We start from the raw sequence: 24,234 nt of genomic DNA on the forward strand, positions 1-24,234 counted from the left end.
ATAGCATCGGGTCATGGCCATGTCCGAGGACGACGTCAGCGCCCAGCTCACCACTCCTCGACCCGTTGGTCCGGTCCGAGGTGATGCGGATGCCGGACGTGACCGGACCGGGCGACTACACGGCGCCGTGGACGTGACAGCGCGAGTGCGCGCAGCGCTCTCCAACCCGATCAAGTCTGCGGCGGACGATCATTTCGACATCCATGCCGCGCTGGCGGAAGTGCTGGCTGACGTCGGGCTCAGTGCGGACGACTGCGGAGGGAGGGTCGAATTCGTCGGTGCCGATCCGATTGTGCCCAGTGCTGTTCGGCTGGGGGCCGCGCCTGCGGTTGGGTTGGTGGCCAAGTCTGTCGGGGTGGCTGCTTTGTGGCGCCATCGGGGTGGAGCCGGGCAGGACATCCGGATGGATTTGCGGAAGGCGCCGCGTCGGTTGTGTCCGTTTTATGACAAGAAGTGGGAACTGGTTAATGGGCTGCCGCCTACCAACACGGCGGATCCGGGGAATCCGTTGTCATTGACGTTCTACCAGGCGGGGGACGGGCGGTGGGTGATGCCGCTGAACATCTATCCGAAGCTGAAGTCGCGGACGTTGAAGTTGTTGCGGACGTACGACGATGCGACGGCCATCGCGGCGGCAATTGCCAAGTGGAAGGCGATCGAGCTCGAGGAAGCGGGGGCGGACGCGGGCATTGTGATGCCGATGGTCCGGAGTACGGAAGAGTTCCTGGAGACGAAGCAGTACCAGGATGTGCTCGCAGAACTGCCACTGATCGAGATCGAGAAGATCGGGGATTCGGCGCCGGAGCCGCTGCCGGCCGGGGCGGTTCAGCCGTTGGACGGGATCAGGGCGCTCGGGTTGGGCCATGTCATCGCGGGTGCGGGGATCGGGCGTGCGCTTGCGCAGCACGGGGCCGACGCGCTCAACCTTTGGCGGCCGACGGAGTGGGAGAACCCGGTTGTCTACCTGACCGCGAATGTGGGGGTACGGTCGGCAACTCTCGACTACGCCCGCAACCCCGCGGCGATGGAGACATTGCGTGAGCTGCTCCGCGGCGCCGATGTGTTCTACGCGAACCGTCGGCCCGGGCAGGTGTCGTCGCTCGGGTTGTCGCCGCAGCAGGCAGCCGCGATCCGGCCGGGCATCATCCACACGACCGTCTCGCTGCACGGCGAGCAGGGGCCATGGTCGACGCGGGTCGGGTTCGACCAGACGGCGGGCTGCGTGACCGGGATGATGACGCTGGAGGGTTCGGCAGACCAGCCGGTACTTCCGCACATCGGCGTCGTCAACGACTACCTGGTCCCGTGGCTTGCTACCGCCGGCATCTGCTCCGCGCTGATCCGCCGAGCGACCGAGGGCGGCTCGTACCGGGTGCACATCTCGCTGACCCGGATCGCCTTGTGGATCATCAGCATGGGCGTCTTCGACAAGAACTACGCCCGCGGCATCGCGGGCACCGGCGGTGACCACGCCTACCTCGACCCTGACACCTTCACCGCCGAGACACCGCTCGGCCTCTACCAGGGCGTCACCGACCAGGTGCAGCTGTCGGCGACCCCCGGCGCGTTCCGCACGATTCTCGTCCCCCGCGGCTCCGGCCGACCCGTTTGGCTCCCGACAGGACTGTGAACATGACCGACATCCCCCAGCTCGTCACCGGCCTGCGGAAGACCTTCGACTCGCGCCTCACCCGGCCGATCGACTGGCGCCGCGCGCAGCTCGGCGCGCTGAAGACCATGCTGCTCGAGCAGGACAAGGACTTCGTCGGCGCTCTGTACGCCGACCTCGGCAAACCCGCGGACGAGGCGCGCGGCACCGAGCTGCAGTTCGTCATCAACGAGATCGACCACACCCTGGAGCACCTCGACGCCTGGCTGGCGCCCGAGCCCGCGCCGTTGCCCGAGAAGCTGCAACCAGGCACCGCACAGGTGATCCGCGAGCCGCTCGGCGTCGCGCTGGTCGTCGGCCCGTGGAACTACCCGTTGCACCTCGCCCTCGCCCCGCTCGTCGGAATCCTTGCCGCAGGCAACGTTGCGGTGATCAAGCCGAGCGAGTTGTCGCCGACCGTCTCGGCGGCGATCGCCCGGCACGTACCGGAGTACCTGGATCCTTCAGCGGTGGCCGTCGTCGAGGGTGGCATCCCGGAGACGACCGAGCTGCTGGAGCAGCATTTCGACCACATCTTCTACACCGGCAACGGCCAGGTCGGGCGGATCGTGATGACCGCCGCCGCGAAGCACCTGACCCCGGTGGCGCTCGAGCTCGGCGGCAAGAGTCCGGTCATCGTCGACACCGACGTCGACCCGGTCCTGGTCGCGACCCGGCTGGTCCGGGCGAAGTACCTGAACGCCGGCCAGACCTGCGTCGCCCCCGACTACGTGCTCGCGATCGGCGACTCGGGTCCGCTGGAGGCGGCGCTGACCGACGAGGTACGCCGGAAGTTCGGTGCCGACCCGTCGACGAGTCCGGAGTACGGCCGGATCGTCAACGAGCGCCACTTCGACCGCCTCCGCGGGCTGCTCGCCAGCGGTCGCGTGGTCGTCGGCGGCGAGACGGACAAGGCCTCGAAGTACATCGCCCCGACCGTTCTCACCGAGGTCGCACCGGACTCAGCCGTGATGGGCCAGGAGATCTTCGGCCCGATCCTCCCGATCCTGACCGTGCCGTCGCTGGACGCGGCGCTGGCGTTCATCCGCGACCGCGACAAGCCGCTCGCCCTGTACGCCTTCACCGACTCCGACGACACCAAGCACCGCATCCTCGACGAGACGACGTCGGGCGCCGTCGGCTTCGGCCACCCCGTCGTCCACCTGACCGCGACCGACCTCCCCTTCGGCGGCGTCGGCGAGAGCGGCATGGGCCGGTACCACGGCAAGTACTCGATCGACACCTTCAGCCACCTGAAGGCGGTGCTCGACCGGCCTCTCGATTGAGCCTGCGGACTCAACGGTCTCGTTGAGTCGAATTCTTGCAAAGATTGATCTCGATATTGCGTTGATGTGTCGACGGCGTTACGGTCTGGCCACCATCGACCATCCGCCCCGTCGAGAGCGAGCTGCGCATGTTCCGGTCAATCGAATCCTGGAGTGGGAAGGCTCGCGCCGGCGTCATCGCCGTCTGCAGCGCGCTGATCGCCGCCGGTCTCGCCGTGCTGGCGACCGGTCCGGCCTGGGCCGCGGCGACGGGTGGGGTCGGCGCGACCTTGCCGTACGTCGAAGTACAGGCCGAGAACTCGGCCACCAACGGCACCGTCATCGGCCCGAGCGCCGCCTACAACACGCTTGCGGCCGAAGCGTCGTACCGCAAGGCGGTGACCTTGCAGGGGACCGGCAAGTTCGTCGAGTTCACCACGCCGGCGGCGACGAACTCGATCGTCTTCCGCTACAGCATCCCGGACACCGGCGGCGGCTCGGTCTACACGCCGCAACTGTCCCTCTACGTCAACGGCACCAAGCAGCCCAACTTCACCCTGACCAACGCGTACAGCTGGTACTACGGCGGCTACCCGTTCACCAACACGCCGGGAAGCAACCCGCACCACTTCTACGACGAGGTGCACCGGCTGTTCGCGACTACCTACCCGGCCGGTACGAAGTTCAAGCTCCAGGTCGATGCCGAGGACACCGCTTCGTCGTACACGATCGACTTCGCCGACTTCGAGAACGTCGCCGGCGCGCTGTCCCAGCCGGCCGGCTCGGTCTCGGTGACCAGCACGGGCGCTGACCCGACCGGTGCCGCGGACTCCACGAACGCGTTCAACTCGGCGATGGCGCAGGCCGGTTCCGGTGGCACTGTCTGGATCCCGGCCGGGACGTTCAAGATCCCGGGTCACCTGATCCTCAACAACATCACCTTCAAGGGCGCGGGCATGTGGCACTCGACCGTCGTCGGTGCGGCGCCCGGCTTCTACGGCAACTACGCGCCCAACGCCAGCAGCGGCGTACACCTGTCGGACTTCGCCATCTTCGGCGACGTCCAGGAGCGCAACGACGGTGCTCAGGTCAACGGCATCGGCGGCGCGCTGAACAACTCCACCGTGGACCGGGTCTGGATCGAGCACGAGAAGGTCGGCGCCTGGATGGACGGCCCGTTCACCAACCTGGTGATGAGCGGGCTGCGGATCCGCAACGTGACGGCCGACGGGGTGAACTTCCACAACGGCGTCACCAACTCCAAGGTCACCAACAGCGATCTGCGCAACCTCGGCGACGACGGCCTGGCGACCTGGGCCGAGCAGAACGCCGACGCGAACGACTCGTTCGACCACAACACCGTGCAGTACCCGATCCTGGCCAACGGCATCGCCATCTACGGCGGCCATGACAACTTCGTCACCGACAACCGGGTGATCGACGCCGGCCTCACCCAGGGCGGCGCGATCCACGTCGCGCAGCGGTTCGGCTCGACCACGCTGGGCCGTACCGACGTACTGCGTAACACGATCATCCGCTCCGGCGGGCTGGACCCGAACTGGAACTTCGGAGTCGGCGCGCTGTGGTTCGACGCCCGCGACGGCGCGATGACCGGCCTGACCAACGTCGACAACATCCTGATCCAGCAGAGCCCGTTCGAGGCGATCCAGTTCGTCTCGGGCTCGAACATCACCAATGTCAAGATCAACAACGCGACCATTCAGAACACCGGTACCTGGGTAGTGCAGGAGCAGGTCGGCGGCTCGGCGACCATCACCAACAGCACGGCCACCGGCACGCAGGCGCCCGGCCCCATCTACAACTGCGGTGTCGGCTTCACGCTCACCGACGGCGGCGGCAACTCGGGGATCTTCGGCGCCAACCAGTGCCAGAACATCACCAACCCCGCCTTCCCGCCGTACTTGCCGGACAACGGCTCGCAGATCTCGGTCAGCCCGACCGCGCTCAGCTTCGGCTCCGTCGCGACCGGCGCGTCGAGCTCGGCGCAGCCCGTCACGGTCACGAACAGCGGTACCGCGGCGGCACCCGTCAGTTCGATCGCAACCACCGGTGACTTCAGCCAGACCAACAACTGCGGCAGCAGCATCGCTGCGGGCGGCTCGTGCACGGTGAACGTCACCTTCAGCCCGGCAGCGGCCGGCAGCAGGAGCGGCAACCTGACCGTCAACGCGGCGGGCGTCACCAGCACCGTCTCGCTGTCGGGCACGGGCGTCTCACCAGGCCCGATCCTCAACCCGAACCCGAGCAGCCTGTCCTTCCCGGACACCCTGGTCGGCAGCTCTTCCTCGACCCAAGCAGTCACAGTGACCAACTCCGGTACGGCGTCGGCCAGCGTCTCCGGCGTAGCGGCCACTGGCGACTTCAGCCAGACGAACAACTGCGGCACCGTCGCGGTAGGCGCCTCCTGCACGGTCACGGTCACCTTCCGGCCGACCGCCTCGGGCATCCGGACCGGTGGCGTCTCCGTGACCAGCAACGCGAACAACAGCCCGACGACGATCTCCCTGACCGGAAACGGCGTTGGCACCGACACCAACCTCGCCCTCAACAAGCCGGCCACGGCGAGCAGCCAGGTCAACGGCACCCAGGCCGCGACCACCGCAACCGATGGGAACGCCAACACCTATTGGGAAAGCAACAACAACGCCTTCCCGCAATGGTTGCAGGTGGACCTGGGAGCGGTACGCAGCATCGGCAAGGTGACGCTGAAGCTTCCGCCGACCACCGCCTGGGGCACCCGCACCCAGACGCTGTCGGTCCAAGCGAGCAGCGACGGATCCACCTTCAGTACGCCGGTCGCGTCCGCGACGTACACGTTCACCTCACCGGCCAACGTCGTCAACATCAACGTCCCGACAACGAACGCCCGGTATGTCCGGGTCAACATCACCGCCAATAGCGGTTGGCCGGCCGGGCAGGTCTCGGAGTTCGAGGTGTACCCGAGTGGTGGCACCCCGATCAACACTCCGGTACTGAGCACCAGCCCGTCGTCGCTCACCTTCGCGTCCCAGGCGCTCAACACGACCAGCGCCGCACAGGCGGTGACCGTGACCAACACGGGCAGCCTGGCTGCGTCGGTCTCGAGCGTCACGGTGTCGGGGGACTACACACAGACCAACAACTGCGGCAGCATCGCGGTCAACGCCTCCTGCACGGTCAACGTCAGCTTCCGGCCGACCGCGTCCGGGACTCGGTCGGGGACGTTGACGGTCAACAGCAATGCGACCAACAACCCGACCACGGTCACGTTGTCCGGTACCGGCGCAGGCGCAACCAATACCAACCTTGCCGCGGGCAAGCCCACCAGCGAGTCCAGCCACAACGATGTCTACGTCTCGGGCAACGTGACCGACGGCAACCAGGCGACGTACTGGGAGAGCGCGAACAACGCCTTCCCGCAATGGGTGCAGGTGGACCTCGGTTCCGCGCAGAGCGCGGGCCGGATCGTCCTGCAACTCCCGGCCGGCTGGGGCGCCCGGACCCAGACCCTGTCCGTCCTCGGCAGCACCGACGGGTCCACCTTCAGCACCCTCGTCGGATCCGCCGGCTACAACTTCGCCCCCGGCAACAACAACACCGTCACCATCACCTTCACCCCGGCCACCCAGCGCTACTTCCGCCTCAACATCACCGCCAACACCGGCTGGATCGCAGGCCAGATCTCCGACTTCCAGATCTGGAACTCCTGACCCACGGCACCACCGTCGTCACAAATCGGCCGGCTGCCTGGTCCTGGGTACGTCAGGATCAAGCAGCCGGCCGAGGAGGCGCGATGAGATGGGTGGAGCGGGGAGCCTGTGTCGACGAGGACCCCGAACTCTTCTTCCCGATCGGTACATCGGGACCCGCAGTACAACAGACCGAGGACGCCAAGCAGATCTGCCGCCGTTGCGAGGTCGCCGACGCCTGCCTGGAGTGGGCGCTTCGCACCGGCCAGGACGCCGGGGTGTGGGGCGGCTACTCCGAGGAGGAACGCCGCGCCCTGCGAAGGCGACCGATACGACTGGTCAGCCGGATGTCAGCTTGACGCGAGCTTGGCCACAATGGTGTCGATGTTGTTGATCAGCGACAGGTGGCCTTCGCCCGGGACCAGTTGGGTGGTCGCTCCCGGCACATGCTCGCCGAGCCAACGGCCGTGCGCGTGCGGGACCATCCTGTCCTGGTCTCCCTGCCAGATGGAGACCGGGACCCGGATGGTCGCGAGGTCGATGCCCCAGTCGGTGAGGAACGCGAGGTCGTCGTCGCGCCAGCCGTCGTAGCCGCGGGAGACGGCTGCCCGGCAGGAAGCGGCGAGGTAGTCGGCCAGGCCGTCGCGGAGGGCGGCTTGATCGACAGCGGACAGCAGGTCGCCGAAGGCGGCGATGATTTCGCCGGGCTGGACGTTCTTCAGGTCGGCACTCGCCTCGATGAGGAACTCTTCGAGCGCGTCCTTGCCGGTCGCCGCCGCACCGAACTCGGTGATGTTCTCGTCGCCCATACCGGCCAGCCAGTCGAGACCTTCGGCGTCGTACGGCGCGACGCCCGCGATGACGGCCGCGGCCCGGCATCTGTCCGGCAGCAGCGCCGCGCTGGCCAGCGCATGTGGTCCACCACCCGACCAGCCGATGGTGACGAAGTCATCCGCACCGAGTACGTCGAGCAGCGCGGTGACGTCGTCCGCGACATCGGCCACCCGGCGACCTGGCTGCGGCGTGCTGTCGCTGTAGCCAGGCCGGCTGTGAGTGACGAATCGCAGGCCGTGCCGGTACGCCGCCTCGGCGACCGGCTCCAGCAGCATGGCCACGCCCGGCGTGCCGTGGTGCAGTACGAGGGGCCGGCCGCCGGCAGGCCCCTCGACCAAGTACTCCACAACCCGTCCATCGCCGACCTCGAGTCGCTCCATGGAAGCAATCCTAGGCACGGCCCTCCTGTTCGCTGTCCCCGCATTGTTCCGATTCGCACGACGAGCAGTAGGCGAGCATCGGCTCGTAGAGCGTTCCGTCCGTGGGCAGCGTGATCCAGCGCTGGTCGCGGGCTTCCTCACCTGGGCGGGGGATCCGGTCGCCGAGGTCCTTGAGGAAGCTCTCCACCTCACGGGTCAGGTCGCCCAGAGATCGCCAGATCCCGTCCCCGACCCGCCACTCGACCGAGAGCACGCGGCTGTGCGCTTCGTAGACCTCGAGGGCACGACGGACCAGGTACGTGACCGCGTGGCAACGGTTGCGGTTGCGCAGCACCCGCCGGGTCGACTGCTGGTGCTCGGCCTCCTCGAAGGTCGACACGACGACCGATCGCTCGGTCTCGGTGGACTGCGCCGCCGTGATGGCGTTCTGGGTGAACTGTTCGGCCACCGCGGTCACCGACGACCCGCTGGCCAGCGATGTCTCGGTGGCCAGTGAGAACTCGCCCTGCGCGGTAGGGGCGCCGAAGAACCCGGCCAGGCCACCGCCGGCCGACACCGAGGTGTCCACCGAGGTGCGGATGTCGACGAGGGTCTGGGCGTAGGCGGTGGCCGACGCGAACCGGCGGGTCTGCGACAGCGCGCTCATCGTCTGGCGGAACGATGAGTGGACGGACAGCCGCTGCTCTTCGGCGCGCACCCGGCGGTACCGGTCGTACTCGTACAGGACGACCTTCTCGCCCGGTAGCAGGGTCGTTGTGTAGAGCAACGGTCCCTGTTGCTGGCCGAGCAGCCGGAGGCAGTGCTCGTAGGTGACCCTGAGCTCCAGCCGGCCCTGCTCGAGCCGGCCGACGTCGAAGACGCGAGCCTCGTAGAAGTACTGGCAGCGGTCGTAGGGGAGCCACGGCACCGGCCGCGGGCTCCGGCACTCGTCGCCGCATCCGGTGCAGTCGTCGCAACCGTCGTCGGCGGCGCAGGCGGTCAGCAGGAGCCGCTCGGCGTTGACCCGGCCGTAGCCGACCTCCTCGTTCCAGGTGCCGGACGGCTTGGTCGCGACGTTCGCATAGGAGTACAGCGCGGGCGAGATCTTGTCGCAGGTGCTCTCGATCATGCTCCGGACGGCGGCGTTGGACAGCTGCGGTCGCAGGCTGAACACCAGCGCACCCAGCCCGGCCACCGCGGGCGTTGCCGACGACGTTCCGTTGAAGAAGCCGAAGTAGTCGCCCGCGTCATACCCGTCGCCGCCGAGCCGGTCGGTCGTCGGAATCTCCAGACAGGGCGCGACGACGTCGAGGTCGGGACCGTACGACGCTCCCCAGAAGTCCTCGGCGGACGAGTCGCCGGTGCGCTTGCGTTCGTCACTGCGGTTGGAGCCGCCGACGCACAGCGTGCGCGAGTCACTCCCGGGGAAGCGGGCGATGTTGCCGTCCTCGTTGCCGGACGCGGCGACCAGGAGCAGACCTTGGTCGTGCGCGTACTGCAGCGCGTCGCGGATCAGGTCGAAGTCCCAGACACCCCACGACTCGTAGACGCCGAAGCTCATCGAGACGACCTTGGCGCCGTTGTCCGCCGCGAAGTACAGGCCTTCGGCGATGTCCACGTCGGCCCAGGTGGAGGTCGCGATGGCCATCACCTGGCATCCGCCGGCCACCCCGGCCACGCCCTCGGAGTTGTCGAGCCTAGCTGCGACGATCCCGGCGCAGGCAGTCCCGTGGTCGCCCGTGGGGCTGCCGTCGGGGGTGTCGGAGGACGCGTTCCAGGACTGTGGGTACAACAGCAGATCGGGGTGCCCCAGCTCGACTCCCTGGTCGATCACCGCGACAACGACATCGGACGAACCGCGCACGATCTGCCATGCCCGAGGCACCTCCATTCGCTGCAATCCCCACTGCGTGCCGAACTGCGGATCGTTCGGCACGAACTCACCCGCCGGCGGCCTGCAGTTGCCGCGCGTCGCGGCCGGCGACACGGAGCAGGTCGGCGAGATGAACGGCACGGTCTCGAACCGGACGACGGCCGCACCCGCGACACCCCGCGCTTCAGGCGCGTCGGCAAGCCTGGCCGCCACGGACAACGCCGTACCGTCGGTCACCCGCATCGCGGCGTACTCCGGCAGCCGGCTCCGGCGCTGCGGATCCGGCGCCAGGTCTGGTGTCCCCGCAGTCCTTGCCGCATCGAAGACCTGCTGCCGAACGTAGAGCCTGGTCGGGTTGACCGTGAAGACCGCACCCACGGTCGCCGTCTCGTCAGCCGCCCGCGCGGCGCCCGCGGACCGGTACGCCGGTGCCACCCACTCGACGAGCGGACTGGACCCCAGTTGGTCAAGCTGTTCCTCGTCGACGGCGGACTCGTCGCCGCGGCGTACCCACCACAGGCCGTCGGTCTGATTGACGGCCAGAACGGGCCGGCCGGCCTCCCCGATCGTCGCCTGCTCGAACCCGGTCGCCGCGAGCAACTCCTCCTTGCCCGCACGCTCGGCCCCGTCCCGCCACCGGATCGCCAGCAGTTCGGCGACCAAAGTGCTTTCGCCCGCTGCCGGGTGATCGAAACTCTGCGGGAATCCTCTTTCGCTCAACGACATTGCGCCCACCCCTAGGCAAGAGAACCTGAATGCGCCAGTGCGCATCTGCTACTTGCGATGAGTGCGCCACGGGGGCCGCTGATACCTGTTGGCCGCTATCCGAACGACGTCCGGGCCGGACCCCGTGGGATCCGGCCCGGAGCGTCGCGAAGATCAGTTCACGGTGATCTTGTCGACCTCGATGGTGAGGCCCTTGACGAGTGGCGTGGAGGTCCCGGTCGTCACCGTGCCGGTTCCCTTCTGCACACCCTTGATGTTCATCGAGTACGTCATCGAGCCACCGGGCGCGCCCGGGGTGCTGGTGACGCGGTAGTCCTCGACCGGCGGGCCGACGATCTGGCTGCCCGCCGTTCCCTCGACGTTCTCGGCGCCGACCGTCAGGCCGTACGCCGCGCCCGGGTCACCCGGCAGGTTGCCGGGGTCGTAGGTGAACGAGATGTCCTCGACGCCGTTGGTGCCGATCCACTGCTGGAACACCTTCAGCTGGTTGGTCCCGAAGAGGAACTCCCGCCACTCGATCACCAGCCAGTTGTTCACCCCGTCGGTCAGGTTGCCGGCCAGGATGCCCGGCGCTCCCTCGCCGTTGAGGTCGGTCCAGTACGGCGCGAGCACGTTGTTCGGACGAGCGGGGTCGGGCAGCGTCTGCGGGAGGAACTGGACGTCGTCGCCCGACGTCGTGCCGCCCGCGACCGAGTAGCCGTCCGAGGTCACGCCGATCCGGTTGTAGGTCTGCCCGGCGAACTGGTACGCGCCGACGTTGAAGTTCAGCGCCTGCTCGTCCCCGATCGGGATCGGCGTGATGCCGAAGATGTCCAGCGGCAGGTAGCCCGCCGGCGAAACACCAGGTGCGATCACCGGTTTGTCGGGCTGACGTCCGGCCAGGGTCGCCGTCTTGGTCGCGATCTGGGTGCCGACCTTGGTCGCGCCCGTCACGCTGTTCAGCCGCAGCTGCGAACTCAAGGTGCTGACTGCGGTGACGTCGGTCGTCTGCAGGCTGTTGTTCTGCACGGTGACGGTGCAGGTCGACGCCCCGGTGTTCTTCGGGATGCTCGACGGCGTGCAGGTCTGGTCGATCGGCACGATGCCTTCCTGGCGGAAGAACGCGACCGGCAGGTGCAGGGCCCGGCTGCCGCCGACCTGCTTGAGGTTGACCTGGCCGAAGTACTGGCCGTCGGGCAGGTCGGGTGCGGTGATCGCGATGGTCAGCTTCTGCGTCTTGCCGGCCTTCACCTGGAACACCGGCGGCAGCACCGTGATGTTCGCGCCGCTGACCGTCGTACCGGTGGCGGTGAAGGTGAGCGTGGAGTTGGTGACGTTCTTGACCGTCCGCTCGGCCGTGATCAGGCCTGGCATGGTCGGCGCGTTCACCGACGGCAGGTTGAGGTCGATCCGGTTCAGCGCGTCGGTGGCCGAGGCCGCGTAGTTCGCCGCGGTCTCGTCCATGGTCAGACCGGGGTCGCCGGCCTTGGTGAGGTCGATCCGGCCACCACCCATGTCGAACGGGTCGGCCTGGCTGACCCGGTCCGGCTTCTTGACCGTGGTCTTGCCGGTCGTCTCCAGCGCGGACTTGACCTGGCCCGGCGTCCACGACGGATGCAGAGCGAAGACGAGCGCGGCCGCGCCGGCCACGTGTGGTGAGGACATCGAAGTACCGGCGATCGCCTGGTACAGGTTCCCGGGCGGTCCTTCGGCCGGGGACTCGGGCGTCGGCGTCAGGCCGGCCAGGATGTGCAGGCCGGGTGCGGTGACGTCGGGCTTGAGGAAGTCACCACCGGGTCCGCGCGACGAGAAGTACGTCATCACGTCGCCCTGCCAGGTGGTCTTGGTGCCTTGCGTGAACGTCGCGGTCGTACCGGGGTGCGCTGCGAGGAAAGCGAGCAGCGCATCGGCGTCGGGCTTCTCGAGCTGGACGGCCGGCAGCCAGTGGTTGTCGGTGAACACGTCGAACGGTGCGGAGTTGTACATCAGCATGCCGACCGCGCCGCCCTGCAGGATGTTGAAGCCCTTCATCACGCGGCCCGAGGTGAACTGGCAGGCGACGATCTTGCCGGTGAACGTGCCGGCCGGTGCGGGCGTGTTGCAGGTCGCGTCGGTGTACCCCGGTGTGGAGCCGGCGACGACGACCGGTGCCGGCGTACTGACGCCCGCGGTGATGGACGCACCGGAGATCGTGGCCGTGGCACCGCCGCCGGTCAGCGTGACCGTCGAGCGGAAGGTCCGGCTCTGCGTGGACGCCGCGACCGTGGTGACCCACGGGCTGCGGTGGTCGGTCGTGTTCGCGCCCGGGCCGGAGTTGCCGGCCGAGGCAGCGACGAAGACGCCGGCCGCGTACGCGTCCAGGAATGCGAGCTCGACGGGGTCGGAGTACGGGTCGCTGCCGCCGGAGATCGAGAAGTTGATCACCCGGACGCCGTCGAGGATGGCCCGCGCGACGGCCGCTGCCGAGTCGCTGGGGAAGCAGCCCTCGGCACCGCAGACCTTGTACACCGAGACGGACGCTGCTGGAGCGATACCGAGGAGCGCGCCCCGGTCGATGCCCAGCGGGTTGGCGTGCGCCACCGCTCCACCGGCCGACGTCGTGGCGGTGTGGGTGCCGTGACCGTTGGAGTCACGCGCGGAGTCGGGGTAGACGTCGCCGCCGATCACCGCGTTGTAGGTGTCGAGGAACGGCCGCCCGCCGATCAGCTTGTTGTTGCAGGCGAACACGTCGCTGGCCGGGGTCAGCGGGTTGTCGCCGAAGTCGCAGACCCGTGGCGTGCCATCAGTGGTCGGCGGTGGCGCGGGCAGGTTGCCGGGGTCGGCGAACGACGGGTGCTCGGGCCAGGCGCCGCTGTCCAGGATGCCGACGATGATGCCCTTGCCGGAGTTGGCCGAGCCACCGAGCTGGTTGTAGATCGTCGGGGCGCCGATGAAGGCCCCGCTGGAGTCGGTGAGCAGTTGCTGCGGGTTGTCCTGCTGGACCGCGGCCACGCCGGGCAGCTTCAGCAGGTCGCGGGCCTTGTTCGCCTGCACGCTCAGCGCGATGCCGCCGTACACGGTCCGAAGTTTCTGGCCCGCCTTCGCGCTCGGGACCCGCTCGCGCATCGCAGCCAGGAAGGTGTCCTCGACAGCAGTCACATGCTTGAGGTACTTCGTCGCGTTCGCGCTCTTGGGGTCGAGGCGCTTGCCGGTCACCGACGGGCTGGTACCGGGCAGGCCGGCCAGTCCGCCGCGATAGGCGGCCAGCGAGTCGTAGTCGAGCTTGACGACCACGCGGACCTGCTTCGCCGACGTGCTGTTGACGAGAGCCGGGTCGCTCTTGGCGAGCTGGCCACTGGGCGACTTGGCGCCATTGACGGTGCCGGCGAGCGTCAGTGGCGTCGCGGTCCAGGTCTTGCCATTGGGGTCGGGGGTGGCCGCTCCCGCGCTCAACGCGGGCAGAGTGGCGGCGATCAGCAGGCCGGCGGACAGGCCGGCGATAGTGGTGCGTCGGTTGCTGCGGGTCCGGGTTCTGGACCTCATGTGGGCCTCCCGTGAAGGCAGATGACGCCGTCAGCGGAGGAAGTGGCACGCAGAACGTCCGGTCGACCCCCCAGAGTGACGCTGACAGACCCCTCAGTCCTGTGACCGATCCCCCCCGGGTACCGGCGTACCGGCAGGCAACCCCCTCTGGCGCCTGCCTGAGCAGAGGTTATGCCCCAACCTCGCCCCTCGGGTAGACCTCGGCCCCTACTGGTATCACCCGAGCGCTTGACTCCAGCGAGTGACCGAAAGGCTGGCACGCCGTGTCAGCGCGGTGTCAGCGGAGTTGGCGACAGTGGTCCAGCACGATCCCTGCAACCACTTCCTGCCTGGAGGCAGACCGACATGTTCCATCGCATCGGGCGCGCCGTCGTCCGTCATCCCATCTGGACCATCCTGGCCTGGGTGTTCGTCGCGGCCGCGGTCGTCGCCACCGCGCCCAGCCTGCCGTCCAGCAGCGACGAGAGCAGCTTCCTGCCGAAGAGCTACGAGTCGATCCAGGCTGCCGAGCTGCAGCAGGGTGCCTTCCCCAGTAGCTTCACACCGTCGGCGATCGTGCTCTACCAGCGCGCCGACGGCGGCAAGCTCACTCCGGAGGACCTGAAGGCGGCGGCCGGGATCACCACCCAGCTGGGCGCCAAGAAGATCGACCAGGTCGAGCAGGTCGTGCCCGGCCCGCCGTCCAAGGACGGCAAGTACGTGATGGGCCTGGTCTCGATGAACGACGAGACCGCCGGTCAGCCCAAGCAGATGGATGCCGCGAAGGCGCTGCGCAACGACGCCAAGGAGCTCACCAAGGGCACCCAGCTCGAGGCCAAGCTCGGTGGCTCGGCGGCGCAGGGGCTGGACCAGCAGGAGTCGTCCAATCGCGCCAACGTGCTGACCTTCGTCGGTACGTTCGTGATCATCCTGCTGACGCTGCTGATCATCTTCCGCTCGCCGATCCTCGCGGTGCTGCCGCTGGTCGTCCTGCTTGCTCTGGTGTCCACCACGGCCAACGCGCTGATCGCGGACGCCTCCAAGCTCTTCGGACTGGAGGCGAACAGTTCGATCTCGGCGCTGCTGATCGTCGTACTACTCGGCGTCGGCACCGACTACTACCTCTTCCTGATGTTCCGGTACCGCGAGCGGCTGCGGGCGGGTGACGAGCCGAAGCAGGCCATGATCAACGCGGTCGGCCGGGTAGGTGAGGCGATCGCCTCGGCGGCCGGTGCGGTGATGATCTCGTTCCTCGCGCTACTGCTGTCGACGCTCGGCTTCCTCCAGCAGATGGGCCCAGCGCTCGCCATCAGCGTCGCGGTGACCCTGATCGCCGCGCTGACGCTGTTCCCGGCGGTCTGCTCGCTGATCCCGCCGAAGGCGCTGTTCTGGCCGTCGAAGCAGTCGTGGCGCAAGGAGCCCACCAACGCGCGCTTCGCGGCACTCGGTCGTGGCGTGCAGCGCCGTCCGGGCCTGTACGCCGCTGTCTCGGGCGTGATCATGGTCGCCCTGGCGCTCGGCACGCTCGGGTTCAAGGCGACGTTCGACCTGGCGGCCGGGTCGATGCCGGAGACCAAGGAGTCGATGGTCGTCCAGTCCGAGATGCAGAGCTCCTACTCGGCCGGCGCCGCGGAGCCGACCTCCGTGCTCCTCACCTCGGGTGGCGCTATCGATCAGGCTGCGCTTGCGGCGTACGAGAAGAAGCTCGGTGCGGTCTCCGGGGTCGCGGATGTCTCGCCGGCCGCGCTGAGCAAGGACGGCAAGACGGCCAACATCACGGTCACGCTGAAGTACGGGTCGGCCACCGACGCGGCGCTCGACGTGGTCGGCGAGGTCCGCGATGTCGCGCACGCCGAGGCGCCGCCCGGCACGAAGGCGCTGGTCGGTGGCATGACCTCGATCTTCAAGGACATCAACGCGGCGGTGAACCACGACTACCGCACGGTGTTCCCGCTCGCCGCGCTGCTGATCATGGTCATCCTCGGGCTCCTGCTGCGCAGCATCGTGGCGCCCTGGTACCTGATGGCCTCGGTCGGTCTCGGCTTCGCCGCCACGCTCGGCGCGACCGTGCTGATCTTCCAGAAGGGGCAGGGGCACTCCGGGCTGATGTTCATGCTGCCGGTGATCATGTACCTGTTCGTGGTTGCCATCGGCACCGACTACAACATCCTGATTATCTCCCGGCTGCGGGAGGAGGCGCGCGAAGGGCGCGAGCCCCGCGAGGCGGCCAGTATGGCGATCCGCCACGCCGGTCCGACGGTGGCGGCGGCCGGATTCATCCTGGCGGCGACGTTCGCCACCTTGATGCTGGCCGGCAACTCGTTGCTGACCGAGATGGGCTTCGCGGTCTCGTTCGGCATCGTCGTCGCCGCGTTCGTGATGGCGATGTTCTTCACCCCGGCACTGACCGCCCTGATCGGCCACGCCGCCTGGTGGCCGGGCCGCCAGGACCAGAAGTCCTCCCTCACCCCGGCACCGGCCGACGCCGAGCCACGCCCCCTCGACTTCTCCGCAAAGACCTGACAGACAGAGGTTCAGCGACGGCGTACGCCGGGGCGGGAGCGGTCGACCATGGTGCGGAGGCGCTGGAGTACCTGGTCGGTGAACAGGCCGGCCAGGCAGCCGGTCAGGACCAGGACGGCTATGCCTGCGCTTGACGTGGTCTCGTCTCCGATGCTGATCAGCCCGGTGTTGACGGCGATGACGGAGACCGAGCCGAGTAGCGCCGACCAGAGCGGGCGCAGGACGTACCACCAGATCGAGCGATCCTCGACGCTGCTGGAGCGGCGGGTCAGCGCCATGCTCTGCCGAATGACGCTGCCGACCGCTCCCGCGGCCGCCCCGACGATGAGCAGGCTCATGTTGAGCGTGACGGCGAAGTCCAGGATCCACCAGTCGAACGCGCGGTCGGCCAGCTTGGCGGAGCCGGCCGCCTCCTGGTCTGCCACGAGTTGTTCGGCGAGACCGTAGGCGGCGATCAGCGAGAACAGGGCGGCGATCGCCTCGGCGATGTTCACCGCAACGATCTGCCCCCAGGCCGGACGGTCCTCGCGACCGTTCGGCGCCCGCCGTGACGTGGTTGGCTTGACCGTGTTGTCCATCTGACGCCTCCGTTGTGTTGCACCTTCACTGGATACGGAGGTCCGTACGGGCGTCCGGATACATCGGGAACGTGGATTGCTGGTGGGAGGCCGTTGTAGCGTCCTGTCATGTTGACCGAGCAGCCGCGCTACGGGTTATTGGGTCGGCACACCGAGTGCCGGTCCGTGGAGCGGCTCTTGGACCACGTGCGAGCTGGTCAGAGCGAGGTCCTGGTCCTGCGCGGTGACCCCGGCATCGGCAAGTCCGCTCTGCTGGGGCACACGCTGGGCAGCGCGTCCGGTTTCCGGGTGGCGCGAGTGGCAGGGGTGGAGTACGAGTCGGAGCTCGCGTACGCCGGACTGCACCAGCTCTGCACGCCGCTGCTCCCGCTGAAGGACCGGCTGCCCGCGCCGCAACGGGACGCGCTCGATACCGCGTTCGGACTCGGCACGCAAGGGCCTGCCGACCGGTTCGTCGTCGGGCTCGCGACACTTGCTCTGCTCGCCGAGGCCGGGGGAGAGCAGCCACTGCTGTGCGTGATCGACGACGCCCAGTGGCTGGACCGGGAGTCGCTGCTGACGATCGCGTTCGTCGCCCGGCGGCTGCTGGCCGAGTCGGTCGGGATCGTGCTCGCGACCCGACAGGCCAGTGAGGTGCGGGAGCTGGCCGGGCTGCCGGAACTGGCGCTCGGCGGACTCAGGTACAGCGATGCCCGTGAGCTGCTCGACGCGGCCTGGCCGGGGCGCCTGGACGAGAAGATCCGGGACCGGATCATCGCGGAGTCGAGAGGCAATCCGCTTGCGCTCCTCGAGCTTCCGCGGGGGCTGACACCGGCCGAGCTGGCCGGCGGCTACCAGCTCCCGGACGCGGCGCCGCTCGCGACCCAGATCGAGCAGACCTTCCTGCGGCAGATCGAGTCCCTGCCGGCCGACACCCGGCGGCTCATGCTGGTGGCCGCGGCCGAGCCGATGGGCGACGTGGCCTTGCTGTGGCGGTCGGCGACCCTGCTGGGACTCGGACCCAACGCCGCGGCGGCCGCACAGCAGGAGGGGCTGATCGATCTCGGCGTACATGTGCGGTTTCGTCATCCGCTGGTGCGTTCGGCGGTCTACCGGGCCGCTTCCGCGGGTGAGCGGCTCCAGGTGCACGGTGCGTTGGCCGAGGGCATCGATCCGGAACTCGAACCCGATCGGCAGGCGTGGCACCGCGGCCATGCGACCACCGGCCTGGACGAGTCGGTGGCCGATCAGCTGGAGCAGTCGGCCGGCCGGGCGAAGGCCCGCGGCGGCATCGCCGCTTCGGCCGCGTTCCTCGAGCGCGCCGCCGAGTTGACCCCGGATCCGCGCCGGCGTGGACGGCGGACTCTCGCCGCCGCCCGGGCGCGGTACGAATCGGGCGCCTTCGATGCCGCCACGGCCCTGCTGGCGCTGGCAGCGGGGTACCCGATGGACGACCTCGGTCGCGCCGAGGTCGCCCGCCTGCGGGCCCAGATCATCTTCTCCCTAAACCGCGGCGTCGACGCGCCGCCCGTACTGCTCGCCGCTGCCGAGAAGCTCGCGCCACTCGATGTCGAGACGGCGCGCGACACCTACCTGGAGGCGCTCGGCGCGAGCATCTACGCCGGCCGCCTCCATGGCCCGGTCGGATCGCGTGAGGTCGCCACCGCCGCTCGGATCTCGCTGTCCAGAACGCCCGCGTCCCGGCCGGCCGGCCTTCTCCTCGATGGCCTGGTGACCCGGTTCACGGATGGCTATGTGGCCGGTGTGGCGCCCCTGCGAACTGCCCTCGACGCGTTCGCCGGCGCTGAGGAGAACGACGTCCTGCGCTGGTTCTGGCTGCCGTGGCTGGTGGCGGGCGATCTGTGGGACGACCTGAAATGGCATGAGCTGGCTACCCGGGCAGTCCGGCTGTGCCGCGAGTCCGGCGCGCTCACGTTGCTACCGCTGGCGCTGGGTTACCGGGCTGTCGCGCATCTGCACGCCGGCGAGTTCGCGGCCGCGTCGGCGCTGACGGAGGAGAGCGAGGTGATCTGCCGGGCGACTGGTGCCGCGGCCGTGAACTATCCCAAGATGTTGCTCGCCGTCTGGCGCGGGATGGACCCGACCGAGCTGATGGACACCTTCCGGCTCGACCTCGAGGACGTGACCGCGCGCGGCGAGGCCCGTGGGATCGGCGGCCTCGGGTACATCAACGCGATCCTGCACAACTCCCTCGGGCACTACGACGCCGCGCTGGCCGCGGCCCGGATGGCCTGCGAGTACGACGATCTGGGCCTGTGCGGCTTCGCTCTGGCCGAGCTGGTCGAGGCTGCCTGCCGAAACGGCGCCCGCGACGAGGCTGCTGCCGCTCTCCGACGACTACGGGAACGAACCACGGCCGCCGGCACGGACTGGGCGATCGGCGTACAGGCCTGGTCGCGCGCGCTGATGAGCGATGGTCCGGCCGCCGAAGCGCTCTACCGGGAGGCGATCGAGCGACTCGAGCAGACCCGCGTCACCGTCCATCTCGGCCGCGCGCGCCTGCTGTACGGCGAGTGGTTGCGCCGGGAGTCGCGGCGCAACGACGCACGCCAGCAGCTCCGGGCCGCTCATGACCTGTTCGGCCAGATCGGAGCCGAGGCGTTCGCCGATCGCGCCCGGCGCGAGCTGCTCGCCGCCGGCGGATCGGCACACGGTCGCGGCGACCGCACCCGCGGACTGCTCACCAACCAGGAGTCGCAGATCGCGCGGCTTGCGCGAGAGGGCCTGTCCAACCCCGAGATCGGCGCGGAGCTGTACATCAGCCGGCACACCGTGGACTGGCACCTGCGGAAGGTGTTCGCGAAGCTCGAGATCAGTTCGCGCAAGGAGCTCGGCCGCGTACCGCTGAGCCGGCTCGAGTCGGCCTAACCCGCTGACAGCGATCCGAGCTGGTCCGCGAAGCCCGCCATCGCGGCGTAGTGCAGGAACGGACCCCAACTCACCCGCGCCACACCAAGCGCTGCCAGCTGGTCCAGGGGTGGCGTCTGCGGCAGCCGGACGACATTGACGGGGCTCCCGACCTGCTCGATGAAGTCCTGGAGCGCGTCCGGCTCCCACAGACCGATGGGGTAGACACAGTCGGCGCCTGCCTCGGCGTAGGCGGTCCCGCGCTCGACAGCCTCCGGTACCAGCTTCGCCAGCGCTTCGGCGTCGGCACCGGCGAGCAGCGGGCCGAGGAAGACATCGACCCGGGCGTTGATGACGAACGGATAGTCGGCCTCGACCGCGGCCCGGCGAACCGCGGCCAGCCAGGTTGCCTGCTGATCCGTAGTACGGAAACCGCCGTTGCGGTGATCGGTGTCCTCCAGGTTGCAGCCGGCCGCGCCGAGGGACTGCAGCGCCGCCACCAGGGCGGTCGGCTCCATGCCGTAGCCGGCCTCCGCATCCACCGTGACGGGCACCTCTACAGCTCGGACGACCCGGGCCGCCGCGCCGAACATCTCCTCGGCAGGCGCGCCCTCCTGGTCCTCGTAGCCGAGCGTCGCGGCCACTCCACCGCTCGTGGTCGCGACGACCGGGAAACCCGCGGTGACCACCGCGCGGGCCGTCGCCGCGTCCCAGACGTTCGGGAGGAGCAGGGGAGTGCCAGGTAGATGCAGCGACCTGAGCAGCTCGCAACGGTGCCGTAGCTCTGTGTTCTGGACCACTGTCATGCCCCTCCCTCTCCGCGATCAGCCTTCACAGCTTTACTCCTGGCGGCCCGCGATGTCACGAATCGGGGCGCTGATCGGTCGTATGTATGAGCCCGGTTCGCGACGACGAGAGGACCAGAGTCGATGCAGCGCTGGTTGAGCAACCTGCGGGGGAGGGTGTTCCCCGACCACTGGTCGCTGTTGTTCGGCCAGATCGCCTTCTACAGCTTCATCGTGGTGATGATCAGCGGCGTGGTCCTGATGGTTCCCTACGACCCGTCGATCGAGCACGTCAGCTATGACGGCCCGTACGCGCCCCTGCGCGGGGTGTCGATGTCACGGGCCCTGGATTCGACACTGCACATCAGCTTCGAGATGCGTGCCGGACTGCTGATCCGCCAGGTCCACCACTGGGCTTCCCTGCTGATGGTGGCGGCGATCATGCTGCAGTTGCTGCGGCTGTTCTTCACCGGCGGCTTCCGCCGGCCGCGGCGGCTGAGCTGGCTGGTCGTCTTCGGACTGTTCCTGGTCACGCTGGGCGCGGCCCAGACCGGTACGTCGCTCCCGGACGACATGCTGTCGGGTTCGAGCCTCTCGGTCATCGACGGGGTGGTGAAGTCCATCCCGTTCGTGGGCTCGGACATCTCGGCCATCCTGTTCAATGGGCAGTTCCCGGGTGACGTGCTCAGGCTGTTCTATCCGTTGCACGTGTACGTGCTGCCCGCCGTACTCGTTGTCCTCTTCATCGTCGCCGGGGTCCTCGCGCTCAAGCACCAGCCCGCTCAGTACCCCGGACCCGGGCGAACGAACGACAACATCGTCGGGAACTCGGCGGCGGTGGCCGCAGTCAAGAGTGCCGGCCTGTTCTGCTTCGTGGTCGGCGTCTCGCTGGTGTTGGGCGTCACGGCCACCATCAACCCGATCTGGATGTACGGCCCGGCGGACCCGGCCAACGCCTCGGCCGGGATCGGCCCGGCGTGGTACCTCGCCTTCGTGGACGGCGGCCTCCGGCTGATGCCCGGCTGGGAGGTCGAGGTCTGGGGCCGGACCCTCACGCTCGCCATCCTGGTACCAGTTGTGGTCTGCAGCCTGTTCCTCGTGCTCTTCGCCGTCTACCCCTTCATCGAGGACTGGGTCGTCGGTGACAAGGCGGATCAGAACCTGCTCGACCGGCCTCGCAACAACCCGATCCGGACCGGCATCGGTGTCGCCGGCATCGTCTTCTACGGCATCCTGTGGGCCGCCGCCGGCGCCGACACGATGGCCGTCATGTTCCACACCTCGTTCAACTGGATCATCCACCTGTTGCAGGTGCTCGTGATCGTCGGTCCGCCGGCCGCGCTGGTGCTGACCCGCCGCATCTGCGTCGGGCTGCAGGAACACGATCTGGACGTGGCCGTGGAGGGAGCCGAGACCGGCCGGGTCGTCCGGCTGCCGAACGGCGGGTACGTCGAGGACCACCGTCCGGTCGATGCGTACCGGCGTTATCGCCTGGCAGGCTTCGTTCGCGTCCCGGCCCTGCCGCTTGCTCCCAACTACTCCGCCGCGCGACGGCTGCAGGTCCGGCTGGCCAACTTCTTCGACCAGGATCGGCTGACTCCGGCGCCGGAGGACAACTCGTTGCCTCCGGCCCCTTCGAAGGCCGCCGTCGGGCCGGGCCCGGATCAGTCCTGACGGGGGAGCAGGTGCGCCTTGAGCGAGACGCGGGCACGGCTGATCCGCGACTTCACCGTGCCCACCGGGATGCCGACCTGCTCGGCGATCTCGTCGTAGCTCAGCTCGTAGATGTCGCGTAGTACGACCGCCGTGACCGTCTCGGGCAGATCGATCTCCAGCTGCTCGAGCGCGTCGAGCAGATCCAGTCGAGTGCCGGCGACGACGCTGGTCGTGCGCGGGTCGGGACGGTCGTACCGGGCCGGGCGATCGTCGTCCTGCCAGGCTGCGGTGTTCTCGACAGCCCGCCGCTTCAAGCGCCGGTAGGTCTCGCGGGCGGCGTTCGACGCGACCACATGCACCCAGGTGCTGAACCGGCTCCGGCCGTTGAACGTGCCGAGCTTCGTCGCGATCGACAGCAGCGCGTCCTGACAGGCGTCCTCGGCGTCGGCGCGGAACGGCAGCACCCGCTGGCAGATCCGCATCACCTGCGGCTGCACCTGCCGGATCAGCTCGTCCAGCAAGGCGGGGTCCTGGGCAGCGCGCCGCGCCAGTTCGTCGAGCGCGTCCGCGTCGGTGACCATGGGCTTGAGGATAATGACTGACATGGTTCAGCCCTCTCATTTTGGCCGGTACGCCGTGATCCGGCGGCTCGGCAGTGGTGGATTCGCTGCTGTCTGGCTGGTTCGCGACGAAGAGCTCGACGCCGAGGTCGCGGTGAAGGTGCTGGCCGAGCACTGGGTCGACGATCTCGACGTCCGCCGCCGGTTCGTCGAGGAGGGCCGGTTCCTGCGCAAGGTGGAGTCGCCGTACGTCGTCGGCGTCCACGACATCGGTACCACCGACGACGACCGGCCTTTCCTGGTACTGACCTATGCCGACCGTGGATCGCTGGCCGACCGGATCAAGACCGGCCCGCTCCCGCTGGCCGACGCGGTCGAGGTGATCTCGAACGTCAGCGCCGGGCTGCAGGAGCTGCACAATCGCGGTGTCCTGCATCGGGACGTGAAGCCGGAGAACGTGCTGTTCCGTAGTACGCCGACCGGCGAGCGGGCCATGCTCGGCGATCTGGGTCTGGGCAAGTCGCTCGAAGCGGTGTCGCGGGTGACGATGCCGAGTGGGACTCCGGCGTACGTCGCGCCCGAGCAGGTCCGCGGCGACGTCCTCGATCCGCGGGCTGATCTCTATGCGTTGGCGGCCGTCACGTACGCCGCGCTGGCCGGCAAGCCGCCGTACGGTGCGACGACCCTTGCAGCGGTGCTGACTGTCGCCGGGCCGCCGGACTCGTTGCGGACGGTTCGCGACGACGTACCGGTCGAGGTGGACGAGGTGATCCGGCGTGGGCTGAGCCAGGACCGGGAGGAGCGCTGGCCGGATGTCCAGTCGTTCGCCGAGGCGCTGCGGACGGCTGCTGCGCTGGAGGTTGTTCCCGCCCGGCGTCGGCTCTCGCTCAATCCGTGGCTGGCGGCAACGATCGCGGCCGCGCTGTTGGGTGGTACCTGCGGTTATCTGGGCTGGCAGTACGGCGTCCAGCGGCAACGTGTGCGGGTCGTGGATCAACAGCAGGTCCTGTCGGTTGAGCTTCCTCGGGAGTGGGCGCGCACCCGCAGCGGCGACGGTTGGCAGCCGGAGGGGGCGGCGAGTCCGCTTCCCGGTTTGCTGGTGAGTGCCGACAACAGCAAGTGGAGCAAGTCCGATGCGAAGGTGTCGGGCGTCTTCGCGGGCGTGCTGCCACCGGGGTCGTTGCCGTCGTCGGCCGCGCTGCCTGGTCCGGCGGGGTGCGCGGAGTCGGCGGAGCGGGTCGACAAGCCGTTCACCGCGACTGCGAAGTACGTCGGCTGTCCGGCGGGAATGACGACCTTTGAGCGGGTGCAGCAGATCGACGGTGCGCTGGTGCGGGTCCAGGTGCGCGCCGAGGACGGGGCGCAGGCCGAGCGAGTGCTCGACTCGCTGGCCTACAACCCCAAGAAATAA

General features: G+C 68.7%; 14 protein-coding genes. 8 read left to right on the forward strand and 6 right to left on the reverse strand.

Annotated elements, in window-relative coordinates; all coding sequences use genetic code 11:
• The first annotated feature begins 13 nt into the window (after positions 1-13).
• The 4 genes from ABD768_RS32205 to ABD768_RS32220 all read left to right on the forward strand — a co-directional run bounded on the left by ABD768_RS32205 (position 14) and on the right by ABD768_RS32220 (position 6,961).
• Positions 14-1,630: a CoA transferase gene (locus tag ABD768_RS32205; RefSeq protein ID WP_344846900.1), complete on the forward strand. Its 1,617-nt coding sequence runs from the start codon at positions 14-16 to the stop codon at positions 1,628-1,630.
• Between the two features lie 2 nt (positions 1,631-1,632).
• Positions 1,633-2,934, forward strand: a complete 1,302-nt coding sequence (locus ABD768_RS32210) for an aldehyde dehydrogenase family protein (protein ID WP_343965250.1) — start codon at positions 1,633-1,635, stop codon at positions 2,932-2,934.
• 128 nt (positions 2,935-3,062) lie between these two features.
• Positions 3,063-6,623, forward strand: coding sequence for a choice-of-anchor D domain-containing protein (locus ABD768_RS32215; RefSeq protein WP_344846903.1), 3,561 nt, complete (start codon positions 3,063-3,065; stop codon positions 6,621-6,623).
• A gap of 83 nt (positions 6,624-6,706) precedes the next feature.
• A complete protein-coding gene (locus ABD768_RS32220) occupies positions 6,707-6,961 on the forward strand; it encodes a WhiB family transcriptional regulator (protein WP_343965248.1) in 255 nt (84 codons plus the stop codon).
• Here the strand turns inward: ABD768_RS32220 and ABD768_RS32225 are convergent.
• The 3 genes from ABD768_RS32225 to ABD768_RS32235 form a co-directional block, all read right to left on the reverse strand.
• Positions 6,953-7,816 carry an alpha/beta fold hydrolase gene (locus tag ABD768_RS32225; RefSeq protein ID WP_344846905.1) on the reverse strand — a complete coding sequence of 288 codons (864 nt, stop codon included), beginning with the start codon at positions 7,814-7,816 and terminating at the stop codon, positions 6,953-6,955. The two genes, ABD768_RS32220 and ABD768_RS32225, sit on opposite strands and share 9 nt — an antisense overlap.
• Positions 7,817-7,826: 10 nt before the next feature.
• Positions 7,827-10,394: a S8 family serine peptidase gene (locus ABD768_RS32230; RefSeq protein ID WP_344846907.1), complete on the reverse strand. Its 2,568-nt coding sequence runs from the start codon at positions 10,392-10,394 to the stop codon at positions 7,827-7,829.
• Positions 10,395-10,547: 153 nt separating this feature from the next.
• Positions 10,548-13,895 (reverse strand): S8 family serine peptidase, encoded by a 3,348-nt coding sequence (locus tag ABD768_RS32235; RefSeq protein ID WP_344846909.1) that lies wholly within the window; start codon positions 13,893-13,895, stop codon positions 10,548-10,550.
• Between the two features lie 345 nt (positions 13,896-14,240).
• Between ABD768_RS32235 and ABD768_RS32240 the strand changes: the two genes are divergently transcribed.
• Positions 14,241-16,397: an MMPL family transporter gene (locus ABD768_RS32240; RefSeq protein WP_344846911.1), complete on the forward strand. Its 2,157-nt coding sequence runs from the start codon at positions 14,241-14,243 to the stop codon at positions 16,395-16,397.
• Between the two features lie 11 nt (positions 16,398-16,408).
• On the opposite strand, the gene ABD768_RS32245 is transcribed toward ABD768_RS32240, so the two are convergent.
• On the reverse strand, positions 16,409-16,975 hold the full coding sequence (locus tag ABD768_RS32245) for a hypothetical protein (protein ID WP_343965239.1): 567 nt from the start codon (positions 16,973-16,975) through the stop codon (positions 16,409-16,411).
• Positions 16,976-17,083: 108 nt separating this feature from the next.
• Here ABD768_RS32245 and ABD768_RS32250 point away from each other — a divergent pair, with 108 nt between their 5' ends.
• Positions 17,084-19,843, forward strand: coding sequence for an ATP-binding protein (locus ABD768_RS32250; protein WP_344846913.1), 2,760 nt, complete (start codon positions 17,084-17,086; stop codon positions 19,841-19,843).
• On the opposite strand, the gene ABD768_RS32255 is transcribed toward ABD768_RS32250, so the two are convergent.
• Positions 19,840-20,628, reverse strand: coding sequence for an isocitrate lyase/PEP mutase family protein (locus ABD768_RS32255; RefSeq protein ID WP_344846915.1), 789 nt, complete (start codon positions 20,626-20,628; stop codon positions 19,840-19,842). The genes ABD768_RS32250 and ABD768_RS32255 overlap by 4 nt on opposite strands.
• A gap of 123 nt (positions 20,629-20,751) precedes the next feature.
• Between ABD768_RS32255 and qcrB the strand changes: the two genes are divergently transcribed.
• Complete coding sequence (qcrB, locus tag ABD768_RS32260; RefSeq protein WP_344846917.1) at positions 20,752-22,281, forward strand: cytochrome bc1 complex cytochrome b subunit; 1,530 nt, start codon at positions 20,752-20,754, stop codon at positions 22,279-22,281.
• Here the strand turns inward: qcrB and ABD768_RS32265 are convergent.
• Complete coding sequence (locus ABD768_RS32265; RefSeq protein ID WP_344846919.1) at positions 22,272-22,844, reverse strand: RNA polymerase sigma factor; 573 nt, start codon at positions 22,842-22,844, stop codon at positions 22,272-22,274. The genes qcrB and ABD768_RS32265 overlap by 10 nt on opposite strands.
• Positions 22,845-22,866: 22 nt before the next feature.
• Between ABD768_RS32265 and ABD768_RS32270 the strand changes: the two genes are divergently transcribed.
• On the forward strand, positions 22,867-24,234 hold the full coding sequence (locus ABD768_RS32270; RefSeq protein ID WP_344846921.1) for a serine/threonine-protein kinase: 1,368 nt from the start codon (positions 22,867-22,869) through the stop codon (positions 24,232-24,234).

This window comes from Kribbella ginsengisoli (assembly GCF_039537185.1).
In the GTDB taxonomy this organism is placed as follows: Bacteria; Actinomycetota; Actinomycetes; order Propionibacteriales; family Kribbellaceae; genus Kribbella; species Kribbella koreensis.

What these genes read in the sequence shown, in the direction of transcription:
- ABD768_RS32235 (WP_344846909.1), bottom strand. Translation starts at nt 13,895, where the DNA reads ATGAGGTCCAGAACCCGGACCCGCAGCAACCGACGCACCACTATCGCC.
- ABD768_RS32240 (WP_344846911.1), top strand. Translation starts at nt 14,241, where the DNA reads ATGTTCCATCGCATCGGGCGCGCCGTCGTCCGTCATCCCATCTGGACC.
- ABD768_RS32215 (WP_344846903.1), top strand. Translation starts at nt 3,063, where the DNA reads ATGTTCCGGTCAATCGAATCCTGGAGTGGGAAGGCTCGCGCCGGCGTC.
- ABD768_RS32230 (WP_344846907.1), bottom strand. Translation starts at nt 10,394, where the DNA reads ATGTCGTTGAGCGAAAGAGGATTCCCGCAGAGTTTCGATCACCCGGCA.
- qcrB (WP_344846917.1), top strand. Translation starts at nt 20,752, where the DNA reads ATGCAGCGCTGGTTGAGCAACCTGCGGGGGAGGGTGTTCCCCGACCAC.
- ABD768_RS32270 (WP_344846921.1), top strand. Translation starts at nt 22,867, where the DNA reads ATGGTTCAGCCCTCTCATTTTGGCCGGTACGCCGTGATCCGGCGGCTC.
- ABD768_RS32205 (WP_344846900.1), top strand. Translation starts at nt 14, where the DNA reads ATGGCCATGTCCGAGGACGACGTCAGCGCCCAGCTCACCACTCCTCGA.
- ABD768_RS32265 (WP_344846919.1), bottom strand. Translation starts at nt 22,844, where the DNA reads ATGGTCACCGACGCGGACGCGCTCGACGAACTGGCGCGGCGCGCTGCC.
- ABD768_RS32225 (WP_344846905.1), bottom strand. Translation starts at nt 7,816, where the DNA reads ATGGAGCGACTCGAGGTCGGCGATGGACGGGTTGTGGAGTACTTGGTC.
- ABD768_RS32255 (WP_344846915.1), bottom strand. Translation starts at nt 20,628, where the DNA reads ATGACAGTGGTCCAGAACACAGAGCTACGGCACCGTTGCGAGCTGCTC.
- ABD768_RS32220 (WP_343965248.1), top strand. Translation starts at nt 6,707, where the DNA reads ATGAGATGGGTGGAGCGGGGAGCCTGTGTCGACGAGGACCCCGAACTC.
- ABD768_RS32245 (WP_343965239.1), bottom strand. Translation starts at nt 16,975, where the DNA reads ATGGACAACACGGTCAAGCCAACCACGTCACGGCGGGCGCCGAACGGT.
- ABD768_RS32250 (WP_344846913.1), top strand. Translation starts at nt 17,084, where the DNA reads ATGTTGACCGAGCAGCCGCGCTACGGGTTATTGGGTCGGCACACCGAG.
- ABD768_RS32210 (WP_343965250.1), top strand. Translation starts at nt 1,633, where the DNA reads ATGACCGACATCCCCCAGCTCGTCACCGGCCTGCGGAAGACCTTCGAC.